Below are 22,150 nucleotides of genomic sequence, written 5' to 3'. Positions count from 1 at the left end.
TTCCTGCCTATCCGGCTCGCAACGCGGCGCGGCGCGCCTGATAGGCCGGAAGCCCCGTGCCGACGAGGATCAGGGCGCCGATCACCACGCTCTGCCAGGTCGAGGGGATGCCGAGCAGGATCAGGCTGTTCGAAACGAGGACGATGAGGGCGACGCCGAGAAGCGTGCCGGTGATGGTGCCGGTGCCGCCGGCGAGCCGGGCGCCGCCGAGCACCGTCGCCGCGATCACCGACAGTTCGAGGCCGACGAGATCGAAGGGATTGGCGACGCGCGCCAGCGAGGCGTGGATGATGCCGGCAAGGCCGGACAGGGCGCCGACATAGACATAGACGAAGACTTGGATGCTGCGGACATTGATGCCGATGCGCCGCGCGCTCTCCATCGAGCCGCCGAGCGCGAAGATCTGGCGGCCGAGAAGCGTCCGGTGCAGGAGGAACCAGGTGCCCGCGACGACGAGCACGAGCGCCGCGAAGGCCCAGGGCAGGGCGTAGAAATAGCCGGCCTCCGTCGTCCCGCGGATCATCATCAGGCGCGAGAAGTCGCGCATGCCGGGCGGGATGTTGGAGATCAGCTTCGAGCCGACGAAGGTGAGGAGAAAGCCGCGGATCACCGACAGGGTGCCGAGCGTCACGATCAGCGTCGGCAGGCGAAAGCCGGCGATGAAGACGGCGTTGACGAGGCCGAGCGCGGCGCCGATCAGGATCGACAGCGCGAAGGCGGCATACCAGGGAACCGGCACGCCGGCGCCGACGAGAACGAGGGTCGTCGAATACATCGCGAAGGCGGCGATGGCGGTGAAGCTCACGTCGATGCCGCCCGAGACGAGGACGAGCAGCACGCCGATCGCGAAGATGCCGGTGACGATGGAATTGCGCAGCAGATCGAAGAGCGTCGTCAGCGACAGGAAGTTCGGATCGGACGCCGTCGCCACCGCGCAGAATACGAGGATCACCGCGGCGACCAGAGTCTCGTTGCGGGCCCAATCGACGCGCATCAACGCTTTCCCCTTCACGATGCGAGCCTCGCCGCCAGCTCCTGCTCGCCGATCCGTTCGGCGCCGATCTCATCGACGATGCGGCCGGCCTTCATGACGAGGATGCGGTGGCAGCAGGCGATGAGTTCCGGCAGGTCGTCGGAGATCACCACGATGCCAAGCCCGTCCGCCGCGAGCGAGGCGATGACGGCATGGATGTCGGCCTTCGAGCCGATATCGACGCCGACGGTCGGGCCGTTGAGAATGAGGATCTTCGGCCGGCCGGCCAGCCAGCGGGCGAGGACGACGCGCTGCTGATTGCCGCCGGACAGCGATTTGACGGGCGCGCCGAGATCGGGCGCGGCGACGGTCAACTCAGCGAGCCAGCCGGCGGCCTCGCGCCCGAGTGCCGGCCGGTCGAGAACGCCGACGGCATTGGCGAAGGCGTCGAGCCGGCCGACCGAGACGTTGCGCTCGATCGACTGCGACAGGAACAGCCCTTCCGTCAGGCGGTCCTCGGGGACATAGCCGATGCCAGCCGCGACCGCCTCGGCGGGCGAGCGCAACCGCACCTCGCGCCCCTCGACGCGCACCGTGCCGCGATCCACCGGCATGAGGCCGAAGAGCGCCTTGGCGAGCGCGGTGCGGCCGGAGCCGAGAAGCCCCGCGACGCCGAGGACTTCGCCGCGACGGAGCGCGAAGCCGACATCGTGGAGCGTGCCCTCGCGCGAAAGACCCTCCACTTCGAGGATGCGGTCGCCGCCATGGGCGGGCGCCGGAAAGGTCTCCGGGAAACGGCGGCCGGTCATGTGGAAGGCGAGCGAGCCGAGATCGAACTCCGTCGCCGGCGCATCGGCGACGACCGCGCCGTTGCGGATCACCACGATCTTCTCGCAGACCTCGAAGACCTCGGCGAGCTTGTGGCTGACGAAGAGCACCGCGACGCCGGAAGCCTTCAGCCGCCGGATGATGCCGAGCAGCGAGCGCACCTCGCGCTCAGTCAAGGCGGTGGTCGGCTCGTCCATGATGACGAGGCGCGCGTTCAGCGCGAGCGCGCGGGCGATGGCGACGAGCTGCTTGTCGGCGACGGGCAGGGTTTCGACGCGGCGGTCGAGATCAATGTCGACCGCGATGCGCTGAAGCACCTCCTCGGCGATCCGGCGCATCCGCCGCCGCGCGACGAGCCGGCGCTTCGAGCCGAGTTCCGCGCTGAAGGCGATGTTTTCGGCGACCGAAAGGTTCGGGAAGAGCGAGAAATCCTGGAAGATGACCTGGATGCCGTGGGCGACCGAAGCCCGCGGATCGAGCGCCGCGACATCTGCGCCATCGATGCCGATCGTACCGGCATCGGGCTTCTCGGCACCGGCCAGGATCTTGATCAGCGTCGACTTGCCGCTGCCGTTCTCGCCGGCCAGGCACACGACTTCGCCGGCTTCGATGGCGAAGCTGACGCCGCGAAGCGCCTGGACGCCGGCAAAGGACTTGGACAGGGCGTCGAGCCGGATGAACGAAGAACGGGACATGGGGACGCTTGCGGGCAGGAGACGATGCGAAAGCCCGGCCGGGCGTGGCGACCCGGCCGGGATTGCGGTTCCTTCGCGCCTAGAACGGATAGTCCTTCGCGTTGTCCTTGGTGACGTCGACCCAGGCCTGGCCGTAGATCACCTTGCCCTCGATCTTCACCTTCTCGTAGCCGGGAATGCCGAGATCCATGCCGTCGGTCGGCTGCTTGCCCTCGAGCAGCATGACCGCGAGCTTGTTCATGGCGTAGCCGGCGAGCGAGGGGTCCCAAAAGGCGATCATGTCGACCGAGCCGGTCTCCAGATATTGTCCGGCGATGGAGGGCAGCGTGGTGCCGACGACGCAGGTGTCGTCCGCCATGCCGCGCTCCTCCAGAGCGAGCCCGATGCCGGCGACATCGGTGGAGGCGCTGCCCTGGAAGCCGCGCACGTTCGGATAGGCCCGCAGGAGTTCCTGCGTCTTCGCATAGGCCTGCTGCTGGTCGTCCGCCGTCTCGTTCTTCGAGCCGACGAGCTTCATGTCGGGAAAATGCTCCTTCTGATAGGCGATCGCGCCGTCCACCCATTCGTTGTGGGTCTTCGAGGTCAGCGAGCCGACGAAGACGGCATATTCGCCCTTGCCGCCCATGCAGGCGCCGAGCTTTTCCATGAAATGCGCGCCGAAGGCCTCGTTGCGGAAGGCTTCGAGGTCCCACTGGACGTTCTGGATGTTGGAGGCCTCGTGCGAGACTACGGTGATCCCGGCGTCCATCGCCTTCTTCAGCACCGGTTCCACGGCTTCCGGCGAGAAGGGCACGACGCCAATGGCGTTCACCCCTTGCGCGATCGCGTCCTCGATGATCTGCACCTGGAGCTGCGCGTCGGCCTTGGCGGGGCCGACCTGATAAGCGTTGTTGCCCGTATCGGCGGCGAATTTCTTGACGCCTTCCTCCATGCGGTTGAACCACTGGATGCCGCTGATCTTCACCACCGTGGCGATGGTGTATTTCTTGTCCTGCGCCTCGGCACTGCCGAGGACGGCGGTGACGGCGAGCGCCGCCGCACCGGCGATGTAAGCGAACTTCCTGGACATGCCTGTTCCTCCCGATTGTTCTTGGGGCTTGCCGCGCCGTCGCCCCCCGGAGCCTCCCGCTCGCGGCGACGACGGTGTCCGATGCCCTTCCCGCATCGGACGCGTCCTTCTCGAATTCCCGTTCCCGCACCGATCGTCGCCGAAGCGACACCCGTCCGCCAGCGGGAATCAACGGTGCCGCACCGCGATCTCCTTGCCTACGATCGCATTCCTTCGATGATCCGCACCATGGCGAGCTGGCCCGGATCGTAGAGGCCGATGCTCCCGTCGCCGAACATCCGGGCGCGGCCGAGCTTGTTCGGCCGGCTCTTGAAGTCCTCGAGCGTCGCGCGCGCCGCCGCAAGGCTCCGGTCGTAGAGGGCGGCGCCTTCCGTCCCCTCCATGGCCTTGGCGACCGCGTCGAGGACGTCGAGCACCGTCTTGTCGCCGAGCGAGCCCTTGCCCCGGGCGATCATCGCGGCAAGCGCGCCCTCGATCAGAACGCGGCATTCGCCCGTCTCGAAGGTCTCGCGGCCCTTCAGCGCCTTGGCGGCCGACATCGCGGCCGTGGCGAGCAGCGTGCCGTAGGACGACGACGAGACGCGCTGCATCGCCTTGGCGCATTCCATGAAGGCGAGGCCGAGATCGGCCGGCAGATCGGCCGCCGCCGCTTCCGCGAAGCCCCGCGAAACGGTGATGCCGAGATCGCCGTCGCCGAGCGCCCCGTCGGCGGCGTTGAGTTCGGCCGCCGCTTCCCCCTGCATCGCCGTGGCGATGCGGGCAAGGGCCGTCTTCAGGTCCGCCCGATCGATCGTCCCGCCCATCACCGGACCGTCCAGAACGGGCAGTCGCAGGGCGCGAGAAGCAGGTGCTCGATCTCGGAATCCAGCCGGCACAGGGTCACCGTCACGCCGGCCATCTCCATGGAGGTGGCATAGCGGCCGACGAGCGGCGAGACGATCCCGATCCCGGCCTCGCCGAGCCGCGCATTGAGGCGGCGGTAGACGATGTAGAGTTCCTCCAGGGGTGTCGCGCCCAGCGAATTGACGAGCAGCGAGACGCGCTCGCCGCGCCCCGCGCCGAGATCGGCCAGGAGCCGGTCGAACATCTCGTCCGCCACGGCATCGGCGGGCTTCAGCTTGTCGCGCCAGATGCCGGGCTCGCCATGGATGCCCATGCCCATTTCCATCTGGTCCTCGGGCAGTGTGAAGGTCGGCTTGCCGGCCTGCGGCACGATGCAAGGCGAGAGGGCGAAGCCGATCGAGCGGCAGGCATCCGCTGTCTTCTGCGCTGCGGCCGTCACCTCGTCGAGGCTCGCGCGCTCCTCGGCCCGCGCCCCGGCGGCCTTGAAGGCATAGACCATGCCGGCGACGCCCCGCCGCTTGGCCGCCTCCGCCGGCGGCGCGGAGGCGACATCGTCGGCGAGCAGCACCGTGGTCGATCGGATGTCCTCCATCTCCAGCATCTCGCCGGCCATGTCGAAGTTCATGACGTCGCCGCCGTAATTGCCGTAGAGGCGGAGCACGCCCGCGCCGCCATCGGCGCAGCGCATGGCGCCGGCCATCTGCTCGGCCGAGGGCGAGGCGAAGACGTCGCCGATCGCGCAGGCGTCGAGCAGCCCCGGCCCAATATAGCCGGTGAAGATCGGCAGATGGCCGGAACCGCCGCCGGTGACGATGCCGACCTTGCCTTGGACGGGGCCGCTTTGGCGGGCGATCACGCGCCGTTCGGGCTGGGCGAAATAGCCGGGATGGGCGGCGCAAAGCCCGTCCAGCATCTCGTCGACATAGTCGACCGGCGCGTTCATGACCTTTTTCACGACGTCCCCCTCATCGGCACGGCTGTCGAGCGCGGACATATGCGCGCTCAATGCTCTTTTGCGCGAAGGCATCAGACGTGAACCGCGCGTTCCTTGTCAATCGCCCGCCGAGATGACACGGGAATTTACGTTAGACGGCCGGTTATTGCTTGACGGAGGCCGGGTCTGCATATCCCATATGCGCGCCGGACGCACGGATGACTGATGGGGAGATCGTCATCCGTCCGGCATTTTCGCAATGCTCGGGAGGCTTGCCATGAATCGTCGTGAACTTATCGCAGCCGGCGGTTCGATGGCCGCCGCTGCCTTTCTCGCAGGCTTGCCGGGCGCGCGTGCCGCCCAGCCGCTGAAGATCGGCTACAATGTCGCGACCCTCGCCAATCCCTTCTTCCAGGGCATGACGAAAGGGGTCGTCGACGCCGTCGCGAAGTTCCCCGACATGACTCTCCTCAACACCAACGCCAATGGCGACGCGAACACGCAGTCGACTATGGTGATCGACCTCATCAACCAGGGCGTCAGCGCGCTGATCCTCAATCCGATCAACGCCAATTCGATCGTTCCGGTGGTGGAGCAGGCGCGCAAGAAGAACATTCCGGTCTTCACGCTGGATCGCGGCGCCGCCTGCGGCGATTGCCAGGCGAACTTCCTCGAAACCGACAATGTCGCGCTCGGGCGCGAAGGCGCGCAATTCATCGCCGACCGGCTGAAGAAGCGCTACGGCTCGATCAAGGGCAATGTCGTGAACCTCGTCGGCCTTCTCGGCACCACGGCGGGCGACGACCGCGATCGCGGCTTCATGGAAGAGTTCGGCAAGATCGCCGCCGAGAATCCGGAACTGAAGCTCGTCGCGCGGCAGGAGGCCCAGTTCGACCAGGAAAAGGCCTTCAACCTGATGAGCCAGATCATGGCCGCCAATCCCGAGATCGACGCCGTGTTCAACGGCAATGACGACAATGCCGTCGGCGCGCTCCGGGCCATCCGGCAGGCCTCGCGCAACGCGCCTCTCGACGATCCCAAGCACATCGTCATCATCGGCATCGACGGAACGGCGCAGGCGCTGACCGCGATCCGCAAGGGCGACATGGACGCGACGCTGTCGCAGAACCCGCTGACCATGGCGAGCCAGGCGGTGAAGTATGTCGATACCTTCTTCAACGGCGACAAGAGCGCCATCCCGGCGCATCAGTTCTGGCCGCATATCCTCCTGACGAAGGACAATATCGACAGCGCCGAAGTGAAGTCCTACGGCCTCTGGGCCGAAGAGGTCGCCAAGGGCTGACCGCGCCCGGACAGCCGAGACAACGGCCGAGAGAAATGACGATGCCCCAACTGCTTCGGATCTCTGAGGTTTCGAAGTCCTTCGTTGGCGTCAAGGTCCTGTCCGGCGTCTCCTTCGCGCTGGACGCCGGGGAGGTTCACGGCATCGTCGGCGAGAACGGCGCCGGCAAGTCGACCCTGATGAAGATCCTCGCCGGCATCCACCGACCGGATGGCGGCGAGATCCTTCTCGACGGCGAGGCCTTCGCGCCGCAGACGCCGCGCGAGGCGCTGGATGCCGGCATCATCGTCGTGCATCAGGAACTGTCGCTGTTTCCCGACCAGACGGTCGCCGAGAACATCTTCGCCGGCAACCTGCCCCGGAGGACGCTCGGCATGATCGCCAAGCGGGCGCTCCACCGCCGCACAGTCGAGATCCTGGCGCAGGTCGGGCTCGACATCGCCCCCTCGATGCGCGTGTCGCGACTGTCGCTCGCCCAGCGTCAGCTCGTCGAGATCGGGCGCGCCCTGTCGCGCCGCGCGCGCGTCATCGTGATGGACGAGCCGACGGCGAGCCTGACCGCCCACGAGGTCCAGGTCCTCTTCGCCACGATTGCCCGGTTGAAGGCGGCAGGCGTCGGCCTGATCTTCATCAGTCATCATCTGGAAGAAGTCTTCGCCGTCTGCGACCGCATCACCGTGATGCGCGATGGGCGGACGGTGGAAACGCGCAATACGCCGGACTGGACGGAAGAGGGCCTCGTCCGCGCCATGGTGAACCGGCCGATCGACAGCTTCTTTCCCAAACGCCGGATCGATCCCGGCGCCGTCGTTCTCGACGTCGAGGGGCTCGCCTCGCCGAAGCGCTTCGAGGACGTGTCCTTTAAGGTCCGGGCGGGCGAGATCTACGGCTTGGCCGGGCTGATGGGCGCCGGACGGACGGAAGTGCTGAAGACCCTCTTCGGCGCCCTGCCGATGAGCGCCGGCACCATCCGCGTGTCCGGCCAGCCCTTCCTGCCCCATTCGCCCCGCCGCTCACTGGCGCAGGGCATCGTCCTGACGCCGGAGGACCGGAAGCTGGAAGGGCTGATCCTCGATTTTCCGATCCGGCAGAATGTCGCGCTTTCGACGCTGAAGAAATTGTCGCGGTTCGGCCTCGTCTCGGCCCGCGCGACGCGCAAGCTCGCCGAGGATTCCATCGCGGCCCTGCGCATCCGAGCGACCTCGTCCGCGCAGGAGGTGCGGCGCCTGTCCGGCGGCAACCAGCAGAAGGTCGTGCTGGCGCGGGCGCTTAGCGTCGCGCCCGGCGTCTTCATGCTGGACGAGCCGACGCGCGGCGTCGATGTCGGCGCGAAGGTCGAGGTCTACAACCTGATCGGCGATCTCGCGGCTGAGGGCGCGGCGGTCGTCATCGTGTCCTCCGATCTCCTCGAACTTCTCGGCCTTTGCGACCGGATCGGCGTCCTCAGGGGCGGCCGGCTCGTCGGCGAGGTGCCGCGGGGCGAGTTCAGCCAGGACCGCATCATGTCGCTTGCCGCCGTCGGATGACCGAAATGACTTCGAAGAACGATGCCCTCGTCGCCAGATCCGAGCCGAAGCGGCGCCGGCTTGGCGGCGACATCAACGAGATCGCCATCGTCCTCGTCTTCCTGGCGATCGTCGCCTACCTGTCGCTGACGACCTCCTCCTTCCTGTCGACGGCGAACATCATGTCGATCCTGGTGGCGAGTTCGCTGATCGGGCTCGTCGCCTGCGGCCAGACATTCGTGATCATCACCGGCGGCATCGACCTGTCGTCGGGATCGGTGGTGGCGCTTTCCGGGGTCATCGCCGGGCTGTCGCTCCATGCCGGCGTGCCGATCCCGCTCGCCGTCGCTCTCGGCATCCTGGTCGGCCTCGGCTGCGGCTTGTTCATCGGCCTCTCCGTCACCTATCTGAACATGAATCCCTTCATCGTCTCGCTCGCCGCGATGGCGATGGCGAGGGGTCTCGCCTTCATCATCCCCAACGGTCAGACGATCTTCGGCTTCGACGACGCCTTCGACGCCATCGGCGGCGGCCTGGTCGGGTACTTCCCTGTCGCCGGACTGATCTCGCTCGGCGTCCTCGCGCTCGGCGCCTTCGTCCTGCGCCGCACCGTCTTCGGCAGCGAGGTCTATGCCGTGGGCGGCAACCGGGAAGCGGCGATGATGGCGGGCATCCCGGTTCGCCGGACGCTGATCGCCGTCTATCTGATCTCGGGAGCGCTTTCGGGTCTTGGAGGCATCATCCTCACGGGCCGTCTCGATTCCGCTCAGCCGATCGCGGCGAGCGGGCTGGAACTCAACGCCATCGCCGCGGTGGTGATCGGCGGCGCCTCGCTCTTCGGCGGACGCGGATCGATGCTCGGCACGATCCTAGGCGTGCTCCTCATCGGCGTCATCAACAACGGGCTGACCCTCAACAATGTCGAGCCCTTCTGGGTGCAGTTCATCCAGGGCGGCGTGATCTTCCTCGCCGTGCTCTTCGACTCCCTGAACCAGCGCCGCCGCCGAAGCTGAACGGTCGGCGTCGTCAGCCTTGCCGCCGGGGCCGCGCCTCGTCGATCTCGATGATGGCGCGCACGATCCCGGCGCTCGTCGCCAGCGTGTTGATGATGCCCGAGCGCAAGGAAGCCAGGAGCGACAGGGTCTTGCTGCGCTCGCTCGCCACCGCGATGACGTTGGGGATATGCCGGAAGTCCTCGTGCGACAGGCCGATGACCCGGCCCTGGAGTTCCGGCGCCGAGGGATTGCCGTCGATGTCGAGAAAGTCATAGCCCGAGACGTCGGCGACGGTTCCCTTCATGCGGGCGCCGGCGATCTCCGGCGTCGTGAACCAGCCCATCTTGACGAGGTAGCTCGACTCGCTGCAGTCGCCGATGCCGATCAGGGCGACATCGGCGCGGCGGGCGCGGTTCAAGGTCTGCCGGACGGTCTCGTCGGCAAGCAGCAGTTCGCGCAGATGCGGCGCCCCGACATGGGCCGGCGCGTAGAGCGTTTCGCTCCGGCCGTTGAAGGAGGCGGCGAAGCGGCGCGCGATATGGTCAGAGTTCAAGCCTTCGCCGGCGCGCAGCGAGCCTCCGATCGAACTGACGAAAAGACAGTCGCGCCCTTTCGGACCGCCGAGATGCATCGTCACCTCGCTGAGGTTCCGGCCCATTCCGACGGCGACGGTCGCGCCATCGGTCAGGATCTCGGCGAGGTTGTCGCAGACGAGCTGCGCGACGCTGCGGCGCTGGCTGTTCTCGTCGTCGTGGTCGAGCGCGATCAGCGCCCTTTGCAGGCCGAAGCGGCGCTTCAGCTCCTGCTCGAGATCGGAAAGTTCCGAGGGGTTGAGATTGATGCGGATGGTGACGAGGCCGAGGTCGCGCGACTGTTTCAGCATGCGCCCGATCTTGGTGCGCGACAGGCCGAGCGAACGCGAGATTTCGTCCTGCGTCCGGTTCTCGTAGTAATATTGCTTGGCGACGAGCGTGATCAGGTAGAGATCCTGGACATCGGTCGTCATCGGGACTCTCGTATTCGCACTTCTTTTACCGAGTTCTAGCGAGGGAGTCTCACGAAGCGCGCTCGGGTTCCAGTGAATCCAGTCCACACAGCGCTAGAGAATCTCATTTTCAAGGTTGGACTGATCGGCCTCCACTCAGAAGTCCGGTTTCAGGGCGCACGACCACACGACGACAACCATACCGATCCGGTCCGCCGCTTATGGGATGCGGCGGCTTGTCCAGATTGCCCGGTATCCGGGGCCACCGGCAAGACAGCATCAGCGATGCCGAACTGTGGACGGATCGAGGAGGGGCGTCACCGCGCGGATCCGATCGGTCACCCCTGACCCTTGCGTGGCGGAAGCTTGCCGAGCCGTTGACGGAGGGCCGGTGCGGCGAAATCGAGGAAGCGGCGCAGTTTCAGCGGCATCTGTCCGCGCGTCGCATGGATGAGATGCACGGGCACAGGTTCCGGCTCGAAGTCCTCCAGAACCAGCCGCAGCCGACCCTCCTCGACCCCATCCACCACCTGATAGTGCAACAGCCGCACGATCCCGGTGCCGCGGATCGCCGCGTCGGCCGCCGCCTCCGTCGTCGTCACCGAAAGGCGTGGTCGCAGCGCTATGTCGACGGGCGTAGCGCCGCCTGAAGGATGGAAGCGCCAGTCCGCCTCTGGCATCGGGCCTTCCACCGCGACGACCGGCAGGCCTCGCAGGTCCTCCGGCACCGCAGGGACGCCGTGCTTTGCGAGAAGGGCCGGGCTCGCCGCGACGACGACGCGCATGGTGCCGATCCGCGTCGCGACCATCGCGCTGTCCGCCAGCCGGCCGATGCGCACGGCCATGTCGACATGGTCGTCGACGAGATGGACATTGCGGTCGGCGAGACGCAGTCGGACGTCGATCTGCGGGAATCGCTCGAGGAACTCCGTCACCACCGGCAGGACATGGAGGCGGCCGAACAGGATCGGCGCCGTCAGCACGAGTTCCCCTTTCGGTTCGGAGAATTCGCCTGCCGCCTCGCGCTCGGCACTTTCGACCTCGTCGAGGATGCGCCGGGCCGCCGCGAGATAGGCGATGCCGGCATCGGTCAGCGTGAGGCGGCGGGTGGTGCGAACGAGCAGCTTGGTGCCGAGCCGCGTTTCGAGATCCGAGATCTTGCGGCTGAGCGTCGGCACGGGAACGCGCAGGGCCCGGCCGGCCGCCGAGAGGCTGCCCCGGTCCACCGCCTCCCGCAAAAGGGCCATGGCTTCGAGGCGGTCCATCCGTCTTTCCAGATTCTGGTCAGGTGGTTTGCGAGTTTGCATTATTCTGCCAGCGGGTGAAAAGGATCATTTCTCCCGGCGAAGGGCCAACCCGCCAGCAGGGAGGATTCTCCGCCATGTCCTACGGCTTTCTCGACATCGCCGTGACACCGAGCGTTCGCGCTGCGCAGCAGTCGATGGGCGCCGACCACCACTGGCAGGGCTTTGCGGGCCATCGCGCCTTCGACCGCTTCACCGAGAACGAGGCGGCGTTCATCGCCGCGCGAGACAGTTTCTACATGGCGACGGTTTCCGAGACGGGCTGGCCCTATGTCCAGCATCGCGGCGGTCCGCGCGGCTTCCTGAAGCGGATCGACGACCGGACCCTCGCCTTCGCCGATTATTCCGGCAACCGGCAATATATCAGCCTCGGCAATCTCGCGGCCAACGATCGCGTCTGCCTGTTCCTGATGGATTATCCGCGCCGGGCGCGCCTGAAGATCTACGCCCATGCCGAGACCGTCGCGCCGGCGGCCGACCCGGCCCTTGCCGACCGCGTCGCCGTGCCCGGCTACCGCGCCCGGATCGAGCGCATCTTCCGGCTGCGGCTCGAAGCCTTCGACTGGAACTGCCCGCAGCACATCACCCCGCGCTTCACGGAGGCCGAGATCGCCGATGCGGTCCGCCCCTTGCGCGAGCGCCTCGCCGCGCTCGAAGCCGAGAACCACGCATTGCGGGCGGCGGCCACGGCGAATACCATCAAAGGAGAGCATTCATGACCGAAGTCAGCTACCGGACCGTCGCCGTCGACGGCGTCGAGGTCTTCTACCGCGAGGCCGGCCGCCGATCGCAGCCGACCCTCCTGCTCCTGCACGGCTTCCCGACCTCGAGCCACATGTTCCGCGACCTGATCCCGCTGCTCGCCGACCGCTATCATCTGGTCGCGCCCGACCTGCCGGGCTTCGGCCAGACGAAAGCGCCGCCGCGCGGCGTGTTCGACTACACGTTCGATCGCCTCGCCGACGTGATCGAAGGCTTTACCGAGGCCCTGTCGCTCGACCGCTACGCCCTCTATGTCTTCGACTACGGCGCTCCCGTCGGTCTGCGCCTCGCCACGCGCCACCCCGAGCGCGTCTCGGCGATCGTCTCGCAGAACGGCAACGCCTATCTCGAAGGCTTCAGCGATCAGTGGGGTCCCTGGGAGGCCTATTGGCAGGAGCCGAGCGAGGCCAACCGCGACGCCTGCCGGCCGTCGCTGGCGCCCGAGACGATCCGCGACTGGCAGTACGGCACGGGCGCCGACCGGGCGCGTCTTTCGCCCGACGGCTACGAGCTGGACATCGCCTATATGGCCCGGCCGGGCGCCGAGGAGATCCAGCTCGACCTGATCGGCGACTATAAGAGCAACGTCGCGCTGTACCCGGACTTCCAGCGCTACTTCCGCGACCATCGACCGCCGCTCCTCGCCGTCTGGGGCCGGCACGATCCCGCCTTCCTGCCGGCGGGTGCTGAAGCCTATCGGCGCGACCTCCCGGCCGCCGAGATCCACCTTCTGGATGCCGGCCACTTCGCATTGGAAACGCATGCGGATGAGATTGCCCGTCTGATCGGGGCTTTCCTGGACCATCGGCTTCCGGGCACTCCGGCCCGAGCCGTGAAAGTCTCAGACGGGGCGTGAATAAAACGGCAGCTATTTGCGACGCGGGCACTGAAGCGGACCTTCCGCTTTCGGTCCGTATCCCCTGAACCGATACTGAACCGGGCGGTTCAGGCTGCCGAGGCCATGGGGAAGTTAAAAACCGGTCATCGCAACGAACACGGTGACAACCATGACCGAAGTCCACCACCACATCTCGAACCCCGACTCGCCGCAGATCGAGCATCGAGCGAGCGAATCCCGCCGACCCTTCTGGCCGCGCAACGCCCTGCTCGGTGCTGGCGCGCTCGGTATCTTGGCGCTCTCCTTGGTGAGCGGCGCGGCGGCCTGGAGCGCCTCACGGCATTCCGACTTCTCCTTCGACACGAATCTCGCCGCGACCCCCATCGCCGAACTCGCGGACGCCTCCTCCGTCGGCGTCACGGGTCAGGTGGCCGAGATCTACGGCAACAAGTTCGTCGTGACCGACGGCACGGCGCGAGCGCTCGTCGAAACAGGGCCGGCAGGGGAAGGCGGCCGGCTCGTCTCGCCGAACGAGACCGTGACGGTGCAGGGCCGCTTCCATGACGGCTTCCTGCATGCCGCCGCCATCCGCCATGCCGATCAACGCGTCGACGAGCTCGATCCGCCGCCGCCGCCTCATCACGGCCCCGAGGAGCCCGTCGAGGCGAACTGATCGCCGCTCCGATTCCGCTCGACCGTCTGTTCGGCCGGGCGGAACCGAATGCCTGCCGGGCTCTAGCGCTCGCGGCGCCGTCGCCAGCGGACGGACTTCGTTCGGTATTGCGGAGGAGCGGCGACAGGGCGCACCAAGCTCGGCTCGGCAAGCGACAGCCGGGCCATAGTTAGACGCGTCGTCGGACCGACATCGCATTTTCGGTCGCTTTGGAACCGAGGAGGACGAACGCATGACCCCGGGAGTACGGACCGGCCTGTCGATCCTCGCGACCGGAAGCGTCGCAAGTGCGGTGTCCGCAGCAGCGCTCCTCCTGCTCGCGAGCATCGAGAGCAAGGACGCAGCCCGTCCGCTCAACGCTACGAGCCACTGGCTGCATGGGGACGCCGCTGCCGAAGTCCGCAAGATGGACATTGCGCACACTCTGGTCGGCTATGTCACGCACCACGCCTCGTGCCTGTTCTGGGCGCTGCCCTTCCAGCTCTGGCTGGGGCGCCGACCGGCCCGTTCGGGGCCTGAACTCTTGCGCGACGCCGCCGTGATGTCGGCGATCGCGGCCGTCGTCGACTACGGGGCGACGCCACGCCGCTTCATACCCGGCTGGGACCTTGTCCTCTCGAAGCGTTCGATGCTGGCGGCCTATACTGCGCTGGCGGTCGGCCTTGCTCTCGGCAGCGACTTATCAGGAAAGCTGTTTCGTCCCCGGCGGAGAGGGGGCTGGCAATGAAACCGGTTCCGCATCCCGCTTCGCCCGGCCAAGAGAGTGTCTGGCATTACCCGCGCCCCGCCATCGCCGAGCCGACATCGAAACGCATCCTGATCGTCCATCGCGGCATCATCCTCGCCGCCACCGTGCGCGCCGTCCGCACGCTGGAGACCAGCCATCCGCCGAGCTATTATATTCCCCGGACGGATATCGATATGGCGAAGCTCCGACCGAAGGCGCGTCGATCGGTCTGCGAATGGAAAGGGGAGGCCACCTATTTCGATGTCGTGATCGAAGGCGAGACGCTGACCGACATTGCCTGGAGCTACCCGAAGCCGACCGCGCCATTCGCTTCTCTACGCGAGCATATCGCCTTCTATCCCGGGCCGTTCGATGAATGCCGGGTCGATGGTGAACAGGTCACACCGCAGCCGGGCGATTTCTACGGCGGATGGATCACGAGCGACATCGTCGGCCCGTTCAAGGGCATTCCCGGCAGCAGGCTCTGGTGATCGGACGCCCGAGCCGGTGCTAATATCTTCGACCCGACGCTGCCCGACATCGGCATCGAGCAGATCTCGGTTATCGTTCGGGGAGCGGAGCCCGGGGAGGCTGTCCCCTCCTCGCCATCCTCGCCGAAGATGCCGCCGCTCAGGCCGGTGACATCCGCCGCACGAGCGGCATCGCGGTCGCCGGTCCGCCCTGATTCGAACCGCCGTCGCGTCATGAACTTCGGGCATGGCGGAGTGTTTCAGACGCCGTCGAGGCGGTCGCGCAGCTTGTGCAGGGGATGGATGCGCCGGGCGACTTCGACGGCCAGGGCATGGCCGGGCACGCGGCGCAGGTCCGTCACCGGCAGCGGCATGTCGGCATCGCGGCGCTGTTCGGCGAGCCAGGCGCCGACCTCCCGTCCGAGGGCGAGGGATAGCGCGACGCCGCGGCCCGAATAGATCCCGGCGAAGACGAGGCCCGGCGCGAGGCGCATGAGACGTGGCTTCCGATCCGGGACGAGGCCGAAGACGCCCTCCCAATAGTCCTCGAGCTCCGGCGCTTCGCCGAGCTGCGGAAAGACGCGCCCCACCATGGCAGAACTCTGGGCGAGACCGCGCCGGCGGGCGTCGCGCCAGGTGGCGAGCGTGCCGCCGGTCACGAGCCGGCCATCCGCGTCGTAATGGAAGTAGCGCATGTCGCGCCGCATGTCCGAGACGGCGGGATCGTCCTTCAGGATCGCCGCCCGGAGATTATGGGACAGGGGCTTCGTCGCGACCTGATAGACCTGGAGCGGGATGACCGCCTCGCCGAGCTTCGGCCAAATGCGGCCCGTCAGCGCGTTGGTGGCGAGAAGCACCTTGCGAGCGAGGACGGAGCCGGCCCCGCTCCGCAGCCGCCAGCGCTCTCCTTCCCGGACGAGCGCCGTCACCTTGGAATTCTCGAAGAGGCGGACGCCCGCCGCCTCCGCCGCCCGCGCCAGACCCTGCACCAGCGCGAAGGGATTCACATGGCCGCCCTCCCGCGCCCGCCAGCCGCCGCGATAGGGCGTGCCGAGCGCGGCACTCATCGCGTCCCCGTCCAGCCATTCGACGTCGCAGCCGAAGGCCCTCCACTCGTCATGGAAGCGACGCGCCCGCGCCAGGGCCTCCTCCGTATGGGCCGGCTGCATCCAGCCCCGCTGGACGCCATGGGCGGCGATGGCGTGTTTCTCCATCAACGCGAAGGCCTGGCGCGCCGCGCCCGCGACGAGGGCGTTGTAGCGCTCGCCATGGACCGGCCCGACCGCTTCCGCCATTTCCGCCGGCGTCGCTTTGGAATGATGCGGGATGACGAGCCCGTTATTCCGGCCGGAGGCGGCCGAGCCGATCTCGTTGCCTTCGAGAAGGACGACGGAAACGCCCGCCTCCACGAGCGTCAGCGCGGGGGACAGGCCGGTGAAGCCGCCGCCGACGATGGCGACATCGGCCTCGACGTCGCCGGCGAGCGCTGGCGCGACGGCGCGGCGCTCCCCGTTGGTCCTGCGCCAGAGATGCGGGGTCTTCCAATCGATCGCGAACATCGGCCGGGCTCAGGCGTGGAGAGCGGGGGCGGCCGAGGGCTGGCCGAGATAGAGTTCGCCGAGATCGGGCTGGGCGGCGACCCCTCGCGCCGGGCCTTCGAGCCGCAGCCGCCCGGCATTCAGCAGATAGGCATAGTCGCCGCATTCGAGCGCGAGCTGTACGTTCTGCTCGACGAGCAGGATGGCGATGCCGGCCCGCGACAGATCGAGCACGATGCGGAAGATCTGATGGATGATCTTCGGTGCCAGACCGAGCGAGGGCTCGTCCAGCATCAGGAGCTTCGGCTCGGCCATGATCGCCCGGCCGATCGCCAGCATCTGCTGCTGGCCGCCCGACATGCGGCTCGCCGGCAGGTTGCGCCGCTCCTTCAGGACGGGAAAGAGCGTGTAGACCTCTTCGCGCAGCGCCTCGAACCCCCGGCTGCCGCGCCCGATATGGGCGGCGACGAGATTTTCCTCGACGCTGAGGCGCTGAAAGATGTGCCGCCCCTCCGGGCAATGGGCGAGGCCACGGCGGATCACGGCCTCGGGACGCTGGCCGGTTATCTCGGCCCCGTCGAATTGGATGCGCCCGGCGGTGACGCGGGCGACGCCCGATATGGCGTTCAGCAGTGTCGTCTTGCCGGCGCCGTTCGGCCCCAGCACCACGACGATCTCGCCCGGGGCGACCTCAAGCGTGATGTCGGACAGGACGCTCGTCCGGCCCCAGCCCGCGCTGACGCCGTCGATCTTCAGCAGCGGCCCGGATCTCGTCGAGGTCATCATGGGTCCCCAGATAGGCTTGTTGGACGGCGGCATCGGCCTGCACCTCGGCGGGCGTCCCCTCGAAGAGCAGCTTGCCGTGATGGAGCACCAGGATACGGTCGCAGAGCGACATCACGAGATCCATGTCGTGCTCGACGACGATCATGATGCGTTCCGGATCGCGCAGCCGGCGCAGGCGGTCGGTCAGGTCCTCGGTCTCGGCATGGTTCAGCCCCGCCGCCGGCTCGTCGAGCAGCAGCACGCGCGGGCCGCGCATCAGGGCGCGGGCGATCTCCAACATGCGCTGGCGCCCGTAGGAAAGACTCGCCGCCGCCTTGTCGGCATGGGGAAGGAGCTCGAAATCGGCCAGCAGCGCCTCGCAGATGCGCCGCCGCTCCGCCCCGCGCCGCCGGGCATGCGGCGGCCAGAAGACCTCCTGCCAGATGCGCGGCGCGTCGAGCGGATAGAGGCAGACCTCGAGATTCTCGAGGACGGTCATCTGATCGAAGAGGCGGATGTTCTGATAGGTGCGCGAGACGCCGGCAAGGCTGATCTCGTGCTTCTTGCGCCCGTCGAGGCGCCGGCCGTCGAGCTCGATGGTTCCGGAGGAGACGGCATAGGAGCCGGCGGTCATGTTGATCAGCGTCGACTTGCCGGCGCCGTTCGGCCCGATCACACCATAGACGAGACCCGGTTCGAAGCGCGCCGAGACGGCGTCGATGGCGACGAGCTTGCCGTAGCTCTTGGTGAGGTCGCGGAAGACGAGGCTCATCGGGAAAACAGGGCTCCGAGGAGGCGTTCCGGCGACAGGCTGCGCGGCACGAGGCCCTGGGGACGCACGATGATGAGGACGATCATGGTGAGGCCGAGAACGAGGATGCGCCATTCGTCGAAGCCGCGCAGCAGTTCGGGCAGCACGAGAAGCACGGCCGCGCCGGCGATCACGCCGAGAATGTTGCCGATGCCGCCGATGACGATCATCAGCACGATCAGCACCGATTCCTGGAACGTGAAACTTTCCGGGCTGACGAAGCGCTGGAAGGCGCTGAAGATCGAGCCGGTGATCGCGCCTATCATCGCGCTGATGGCGAAGGCAGCCAGCTTGGCCCGCACCGTGTCGATGCCGATGCCCCGCGCGGCGTCCTGATCCTCGCGGATCGCCGCCCAGGCCTTGCCGATGATCGACTTTTCGAGGCGCCAGACGAGGATGCCGGTGAGGAGGCAGGTCGCCAGGAGCAGGAGATAGATTTCGCCGGGTGTCGCGAGGGGCAGGCCGAAGAGGCTCGCCTTATCGAGGCGCGTGATGCCCTGCGGCCCGTTCGTCACCCGATCGGCATTGTTGATGAGGACACGGATGATCTCGCCGAAGCCGAGCGTGACGATCGCGAGATAGTCGCCGCGCAGCCGGAGGACGGGAATGCCGAGCAGAATGCCCGCAAGCGCGCCCAGCGCCGCGCTGATCGGCAGGATCAGGATGAGCGGCAGGTGCAGGCCGAAATGCGGGCTGGCGAGGAGGGCGTAGGTATAGGCGCCGACGGCGTAGAAGGCGACGAAGCCGAGATCGAGCAGGCCGGCATAGCCGATCACGATGTTCAGCCCCATGCCGAGCAGGATGTAGATGAGAAGGCTGTCGGCGATGCGCACGTAGTAGTTCGGCAGGAGCGGCACGGCGAGGAGCGCCGCCCCGGCCCCGAGGAGCATGAGAAGGCCGAGAACGCGCGAGGCACGCCGGGCGGGGACGGCCGAAAGGACCTGGTCGCTCATCAGAATTCCCGCTTGTAGACCATCGTCTCCTCGGAGACGGGCTGGCCGAGAATGCCCGCCGGGCGGAACAGAAGGACGGCGATGAGCACGGCGAAGGCGAAGACGTCGCGATATTCGCTGCCGATCACGCCGTTCGTCACCGCCGGCAGGATGGCCGTGCCGGCGACTTCGATGGCGGCGAGGAGGAAGCCGCCGAGCATGGCGCCGGGAATCGAGCCGATGCCGCCGAGGATCGCGGCGGTGAAGGCCTTCAGGCCGACGACGACGCCCATGGTCGGCGTCATGATGCCGTAATAGCTGGAATAGAGGATGCCGCCGGCCGCGCCGAGCACCGGGCCGAGAAAGAAGATCAGGCTGATCGCGCCGTTGACGTTGATGCCGAGGAGCTGGGCCGTCGCGCGGCTCTCGGAGACGGCGCGGACCAGAACGCCCATGCGCGTGCGGTTGACCAGCGTGTTGAGCGCCAGCATCAGGAGCACGGCGGCGAGGATGATGCCGATCTGCACCGTCGTGATCGAGCCGCCGAGAAGCTCGATGCGCAGGTTCGGGAAGAAGCTCGGAAAGGCCTGGGGCTGCGGCCCCGCCAGGATCTGGATCGCGGTCTGCAGCACCAGGGAGACGCCGAGCGAAGAGAGCATCGGGGCGAGGCGCGAGGAGGCACGCAGCGGCTTGTAGGCGAGCTTCTCGATGCCGACGCCGACGCCGCCGACCACCAGCACCGCCGCGAAGAAGGCGAGCGCCAGGACGAAGGCGCCGAGCCCGCCGAGGCCGGGCGCGAGAAGGGCGAGCCCCGCGAAGGCGGCATAGGCGCCGAGCATGAACATCTCGCCATGGGCGAAATTGATCATCCGAAGCACGCCGTAGACCATCGTATAGCCGAGGGCGATGAGCGCGTAGATCGCGCCGATCGTCAAGGCATTGAAGATTTGTTGGACGACGGTGCCGAGCATGCTGCGCCTCCGGTCTCGAGCGTCGGGAAAGGGAGGATGGAGAACGGAAGGGCGCGCCGCCGCGACGGACGGCGCGCCGCGCGATCTACATCGAGCCGACGAGCTTGAAGGTCTTGCCGTCGACTTCGTAGAGATAGGAAGGCGCGACCTTCAACTCGCCGGTCGCGTCGAACTCCAGCGTGCCGACCGCCGTGTCCACCTTCACGGCGTGCAGCGCCGCTGCCATGTCTTCGCGCGTCAGGCCCTTCGTCGTCTTCAGCACCTGTTCCAGGATCTGGCCCTGGACATAGCCGTAGATCGAATAGGGACCGGCCTCCTCGCCATATTTCGCCTTATAGGCCTCGCCGAAGGCCTTGATCGCCGGGCTCGCATCCATCGGCGGCACCTGGATGGCGGTGATGACACCCTGGACATTGGCCTCGCCGGCCTGCTGGATCAGCTCCGGCGTGTAGCCGCCGTCCGGCACGATGAGCCGGGCCGAGACGCCCTGATCCTTCATCTGCCGCGCGAAGAGGGCGAGCTGCGGCATGACGGCGCCGAGATAGATGACGTCCGGCTTCTGCGTCTTGATCTGCGTGAGGACGGCGGTGAAGTCGAGATCGGTCGGATTGACGGCGACGGTCGACAGCACCTCGCCGCCGCCCTTCTTGAAGTTGTCGGCGAAGATCTCGGAAATGCCCTGACCGAAGACCTGCTTGTCGTTGACGACGACGGCCGTCTTGGCGCCGAGCGTCTTCAGCGCGTATTGGGCGGGCAGGAGAGCACCGGCATTGTCGTTGGCGACGGGGCGCACCATCAGCTTGTAGCCCTGCTGGGTCAGCTTCGGATTGGAGGCGAAGCTCATCGTGGGCAGCCCGCAATCTTCGTAGATCGGCAGGGTGGACTGGGCAACGCCGCTGTTGAAGTTCACGAGGCCGAGCACGACCGCCTCGTTGTCGCAGAGCTTCTGGGCGACGAGCGTGCCCTCGCGCGGATCGGCCTTATCGTCCTCCTGCTCGTAGGCGACGGTCGTGCCGTTGACACCGCCGGCCGCGTTCAGGCCGTCGACATAGAGCTTGAAGCCATTGTGCCAGGTCGTGCCGAAGAAGGCCTGCGGACCGGACAGCGGTCCCGTCATGCCGATCGTGATCTCCCCGGCGAGGGTGGGGCCGGCAAGAAGGGCGGAACCGAGAAGGGCGGTGATGAGCATCTTCATGAAGCAGTTTCCTTGCCTGTCGTGGGGATGACCGCAGGCCATGGTCCACCGACCTTCGAGCCGGTCGGTCGCGGCTTCTCGCTTCTGCCCGAGCGCGGCTCCGGCCATGGCGTCGGCCGAGCGCGGAACCCTTGCCGGCGCGGCCTCGCCGGCCGCTTCAGTCACCGGGCAAGGGAATGAAAACAGCCCTTTCGCGGTCCGTCAAGGCAAGTGTCGACATTTCTGCGTTCAGATGGTGCGAAACTCGCGGCGCGCGTTCCGGCCCCTAGCCCGGCCGACGTTCGGGACGCGGCGCCTCTGCCGTGAACAGGCGCAGCAGCGCTTCCTTCAACGCGATCTTGGCGTCCGCGACGGTCATGGAAATGTGCCGGCGCAGGATCTCGATGCCGCCGGCGCCATCGCGCGCCAGCGCCGCCGCGACGATGGCCGAATGGTCTTCGACGAGGCTCGACATCAAGGGATCGTGCTCGATCTGCACGCGGCGGATGAAGCGGATGCGCGCATTGAGCGCCGTCAGCACCCGCACGATCTCCGGATTGCCGGACAGCTCGGCCAGGAGGATGTGAAACTTCTCGTCGAGGTCGAGGATCTCGTCGGCATCGCGCGCCGCGTAGCGATGCTTCGCCTCGGTCCAGAAGGCCTCAAGCCGGGCGAGGCCCTCCGCGTCGGCGCGCTCGCAAAGCAGGGCGAAGGCGCCGGTCTCCACGATCATGCGCATCTCGAAGAGGTCGATGAGGTCCTCGATATCGAGTCCCCTGAAGAAGAAGCCGCGATTGGGCGAGAAGGTCACGAAGCCCTCGCTCGCCAGCCGGTTCAGCGCCTCGCGGATCGGTGTGCGCGACAATTGCAGGTCGCGCGCGAGATGGACCTCGTTGATCCGCTCCTTCGGCGGGATGCGGAACTCGACGAGTTCGCGGCGGATGGCGTGATAGGCGCGCTCGGCGCTGTCGGCGGAGCGTTCCGCGACGCGGGTGAGGCTCGGCGTCTTCCGCTTCGGCTTCTCCTCTGACATGCTGGCGTCCTTGCTGGGGGCG

General features: G+C 67.3%; 22 protein-coding genes. 8 read left to right on the top strand and 14 right to left on the bottom strand.

What is annotated here, in order from left to right:
• Positions 1-7: 7 nt before the first annotated feature.
• The 5 genes from IEY14_RS13225 to IEY14_RS13205 form a co-directional block, all read right to left on the bottom strand.
• Positions 8-994: an ABC transporter permease gene (locus IEY14_RS13225; RefSeq protein WP_188909137.1), complete on the bottom strand. Its 987-nt coding sequence runs from the start codon at positions 992-994 to the stop codon at positions 8-10.
• 14 nt (positions 995-1,008) lie between these two features.
• On the bottom strand, positions 1,009-2,496 hold the full coding sequence (locus tag IEY14_RS13220; RefSeq protein ID WP_188909135.1) for a sugar ABC transporter ATP-binding protein: 1,488 nt from the start codon (positions 2,494-2,496) through the stop codon (positions 1,009-1,011).
• A gap of 79 nt (positions 2,497-2,575) precedes the next feature.
• Entirely contained in the window at positions 2,576-3,565 is a 990-nt protein-coding gene (locus IEY14_RS13215; protein WP_188909133.1) for an autoinducer 2 ABC transporter substrate-binding protein, read from the bottom strand.
• Between the two features lie 197 nt (positions 3,566-3,762).
• Positions 3,763-4,368, bottom strand: coding sequence for a DAK2 domain-containing protein (locus IEY14_RS13210; protein ID WP_188909131.1), 606 nt, complete (start codon positions 4,366-4,368; stop codon positions 3,763-3,765).
• Complete coding sequence (locus tag IEY14_RS13205; protein ID WP_244639465.1) at positions 4,368-5,351, bottom strand: dihydroxyacetone kinase subunit DhaK; 984 nt, start codon at positions 5,349-5,351, stop codon at positions 4,368-4,370. The genes IEY14_RS13210 and IEY14_RS13205 overlap by 1 nt, the downstream gene beginning before the upstream one ends.
• A gap of 268 nt (positions 5,352-5,619) precedes the next feature.
• Here IEY14_RS13205 and IEY14_RS13200 point away from each other — a divergent pair, with 268 nt between their 5' ends.
• Genes IEY14_RS13200 through IEY14_RS13190 form a run of 3 tightly spaced genes read left to right on the top strand, consistent with a single transcriptional unit; the run spans position 5,620 to position 9,163 of the window.
• Entirely contained in the window at positions 5,620-6,645 is a 1,026-nt protein-coding gene (locus IEY14_RS13200; RefSeq protein ID WP_188909129.1) for a sugar ABC transporter substrate-binding protein, read from the top strand.
• Between the two features lie 41 nt (positions 6,646-6,686).
• Positions 6,687-8,171, top strand: a complete 1,485-nt coding sequence (locus IEY14_RS13195; protein WP_210318397.1) for a sugar ABC transporter ATP-binding protein — start codon at positions 6,687-6,689, stop codon at positions 8,169-8,171.
• 5 nt (positions 8,172-8,176) lie between these two features.
• Entirely contained in the window at positions 8,177-9,163 is a 987-nt protein-coding gene (locus IEY14_RS13190; protein WP_188909126.1) for an ABC transporter permease, read from the top strand.
• Between the two features lie 13 nt (positions 9,164-9,176).
• On the opposite strand, the gene IEY14_RS13185 is transcribed toward IEY14_RS13190, so the two are convergent.
• Entirely contained in the window at positions 9,177-10,151 is a 975-nt protein-coding gene (locus IEY14_RS13185; protein WP_188909124.1) for a sugar-binding transcriptional regulator, read from the bottom strand.
• Between the two features lie 317 nt (positions 10,152-10,468).
• Positions 10,469-11,395 carry a LysR family transcriptional regulator gene (locus tag IEY14_RS13180; RefSeq protein WP_188909122.1) on the bottom strand — a complete coding sequence of 309 codons (927 nt, stop codon included), beginning with the start codon at positions 11,393-11,395 and terminating at the stop codon, positions 10,469-10,471.
• A gap of 116 nt (positions 11,396-11,511) precedes the next feature.
• On the opposite strand from IEY14_RS13180, the gene IEY14_RS13175 reads away from it, so the two are divergent.
• The 5 genes from IEY14_RS13175 (at position 11,512) to IEY14_RS13155 (ending at position 14,925) form a co-directional block, all read left to right on the top strand.
• Positions 11,512-12,153, top strand: coding sequence for a pyridoxamine 5'-phosphate oxidase family protein (locus IEY14_RS13175; RefSeq protein WP_188909120.1), 642 nt, complete (start codon positions 11,512-11,514; stop codon positions 12,151-12,153).
• On the top strand, positions 12,150-13,052 hold the full coding sequence (locus tag IEY14_RS13170; RefSeq protein ID WP_188909117.1) for an alpha/beta fold hydrolase: 903 nt from the start codon (positions 12,150-12,152) through the stop codon (positions 13,050-13,052). Before IEY14_RS13175 ends, IEY14_RS13170 begins: the two co-directional genes overlap by 4 nt.
• Before the next feature lie 151 nt (positions 13,053-13,203).
• Positions 13,204-13,707, top strand: a complete 504-nt coding sequence (locus IEY14_RS13165) for a hypothetical protein (protein WP_188909115.1) — start codon at positions 13,204-13,206, stop codon at positions 13,705-13,707.
• A 232-nt stretch (positions 13,708-13,939) separates the two neighbouring features.
• Complete coding sequence (locus IEY14_RS13160; RefSeq protein ID WP_188909113.1) at positions 13,940-14,434, top strand: hypothetical protein; 495 nt, start codon at positions 13,940-13,942, stop codon at positions 14,432-14,434.
• The gene (locus IEY14_RS13155) at positions 14,431-14,925 is read left to right on the top strand and encodes a DUF427 domain-containing protein (protein ID WP_188909111.1); all 495 of its coding nucleotides are present in this window, start codon (positions 14,431-14,433) and stop codon (positions 14,923-14,925) included. Before IEY14_RS13160 ends, IEY14_RS13155 begins: the two co-directional genes overlap by 4 nt.
• A gap of 239 nt (positions 14,926-15,164) precedes the next feature.
• On the opposite strand, the gene IEY14_RS13150 is transcribed toward IEY14_RS13155, so the two are convergent.
• The 7 genes from IEY14_RS13150 to IEY14_RS13120 form a co-directional block, all read right to left on the bottom strand.
• A complete protein-coding gene (locus IEY14_RS13150; RefSeq protein ID WP_188909110.1) occupies positions 15,165-16,463 on the bottom strand; it encodes an NAD(P)/FAD-dependent oxidoreductase in 1,299 nt (432 codons plus the stop codon).
• A 9-nt stretch (positions 16,464-16,472) separates the two neighbouring features.
• Complete coding sequence (locus IEY14_RS13145) at positions 16,473-17,225, bottom strand: ABC transporter ATP-binding protein (protein ID WP_188909108.1); 753 nt, start codon at positions 17,223-17,225, stop codon at positions 16,473-16,475.
• Positions 17,134-17,979 (bottom strand): ABC transporter ATP-binding protein, encoded by an 846-nt coding sequence (locus tag IEY14_RS13140; protein WP_188909106.1) that lies wholly within the window; start codon positions 17,977-17,979, stop codon positions 17,134-17,136. The genes IEY14_RS13145 and IEY14_RS13140 overlap by 92 nt, the downstream gene beginning before the upstream one ends.
• Entirely contained in the window at positions 17,976-18,971 is a 996-nt protein-coding gene (locus tag IEY14_RS13135) for an ABC transporter permease subunit (RefSeq protein ID WP_188909104.1), read from the bottom strand. The genes IEY14_RS13140 and IEY14_RS13135 overlap by 4 nt, the downstream gene beginning before the upstream one ends.
• Entirely contained in the window at positions 18,971-19,921 is a 951-nt protein-coding gene (locus IEY14_RS13130) for a branched-chain amino acid ABC transporter permease (RefSeq protein WP_188909102.1), read from the bottom strand. The genes IEY14_RS13135 and IEY14_RS13130 overlap by 1 nt, the downstream gene beginning before the upstream one ends.
• An 85-nt stretch (positions 19,922-20,006) precedes the next feature.
• On the bottom strand, positions 20,007-21,116 hold the full coding sequence (locus IEY14_RS13125) for a branched-chain amino acid ABC transporter substrate-binding protein (protein WP_188909100.1): 1,110 nt from the start codon (positions 21,114-21,116) through the stop codon (positions 20,007-20,009).
• Between the two features lie 265 nt (positions 21,117-21,381).
• Positions 21,382-22,128 (bottom strand): GntR family transcriptional regulator, encoded by a 747-nt coding sequence (locus IEY14_RS13120; RefSeq protein WP_188909098.1) that lies wholly within the window; start codon positions 22,126-22,128, stop codon positions 21,382-21,384.
• Positions 22,129-22,150 lie beyond the last annotated feature (22 nt).

This window comes from Aureimonas endophytica (genome assembly GCF_014642635.1).
Classification (GTDB): Bacteria; Pseudomonadota; Alphaproteobacteria; order Rhizobiales; family Rhizobiaceae; genus Plantimonas; species Plantimonas endophytica.
This window is presented reverse-complemented; position numbering and strand designations above follow the sequence as displayed.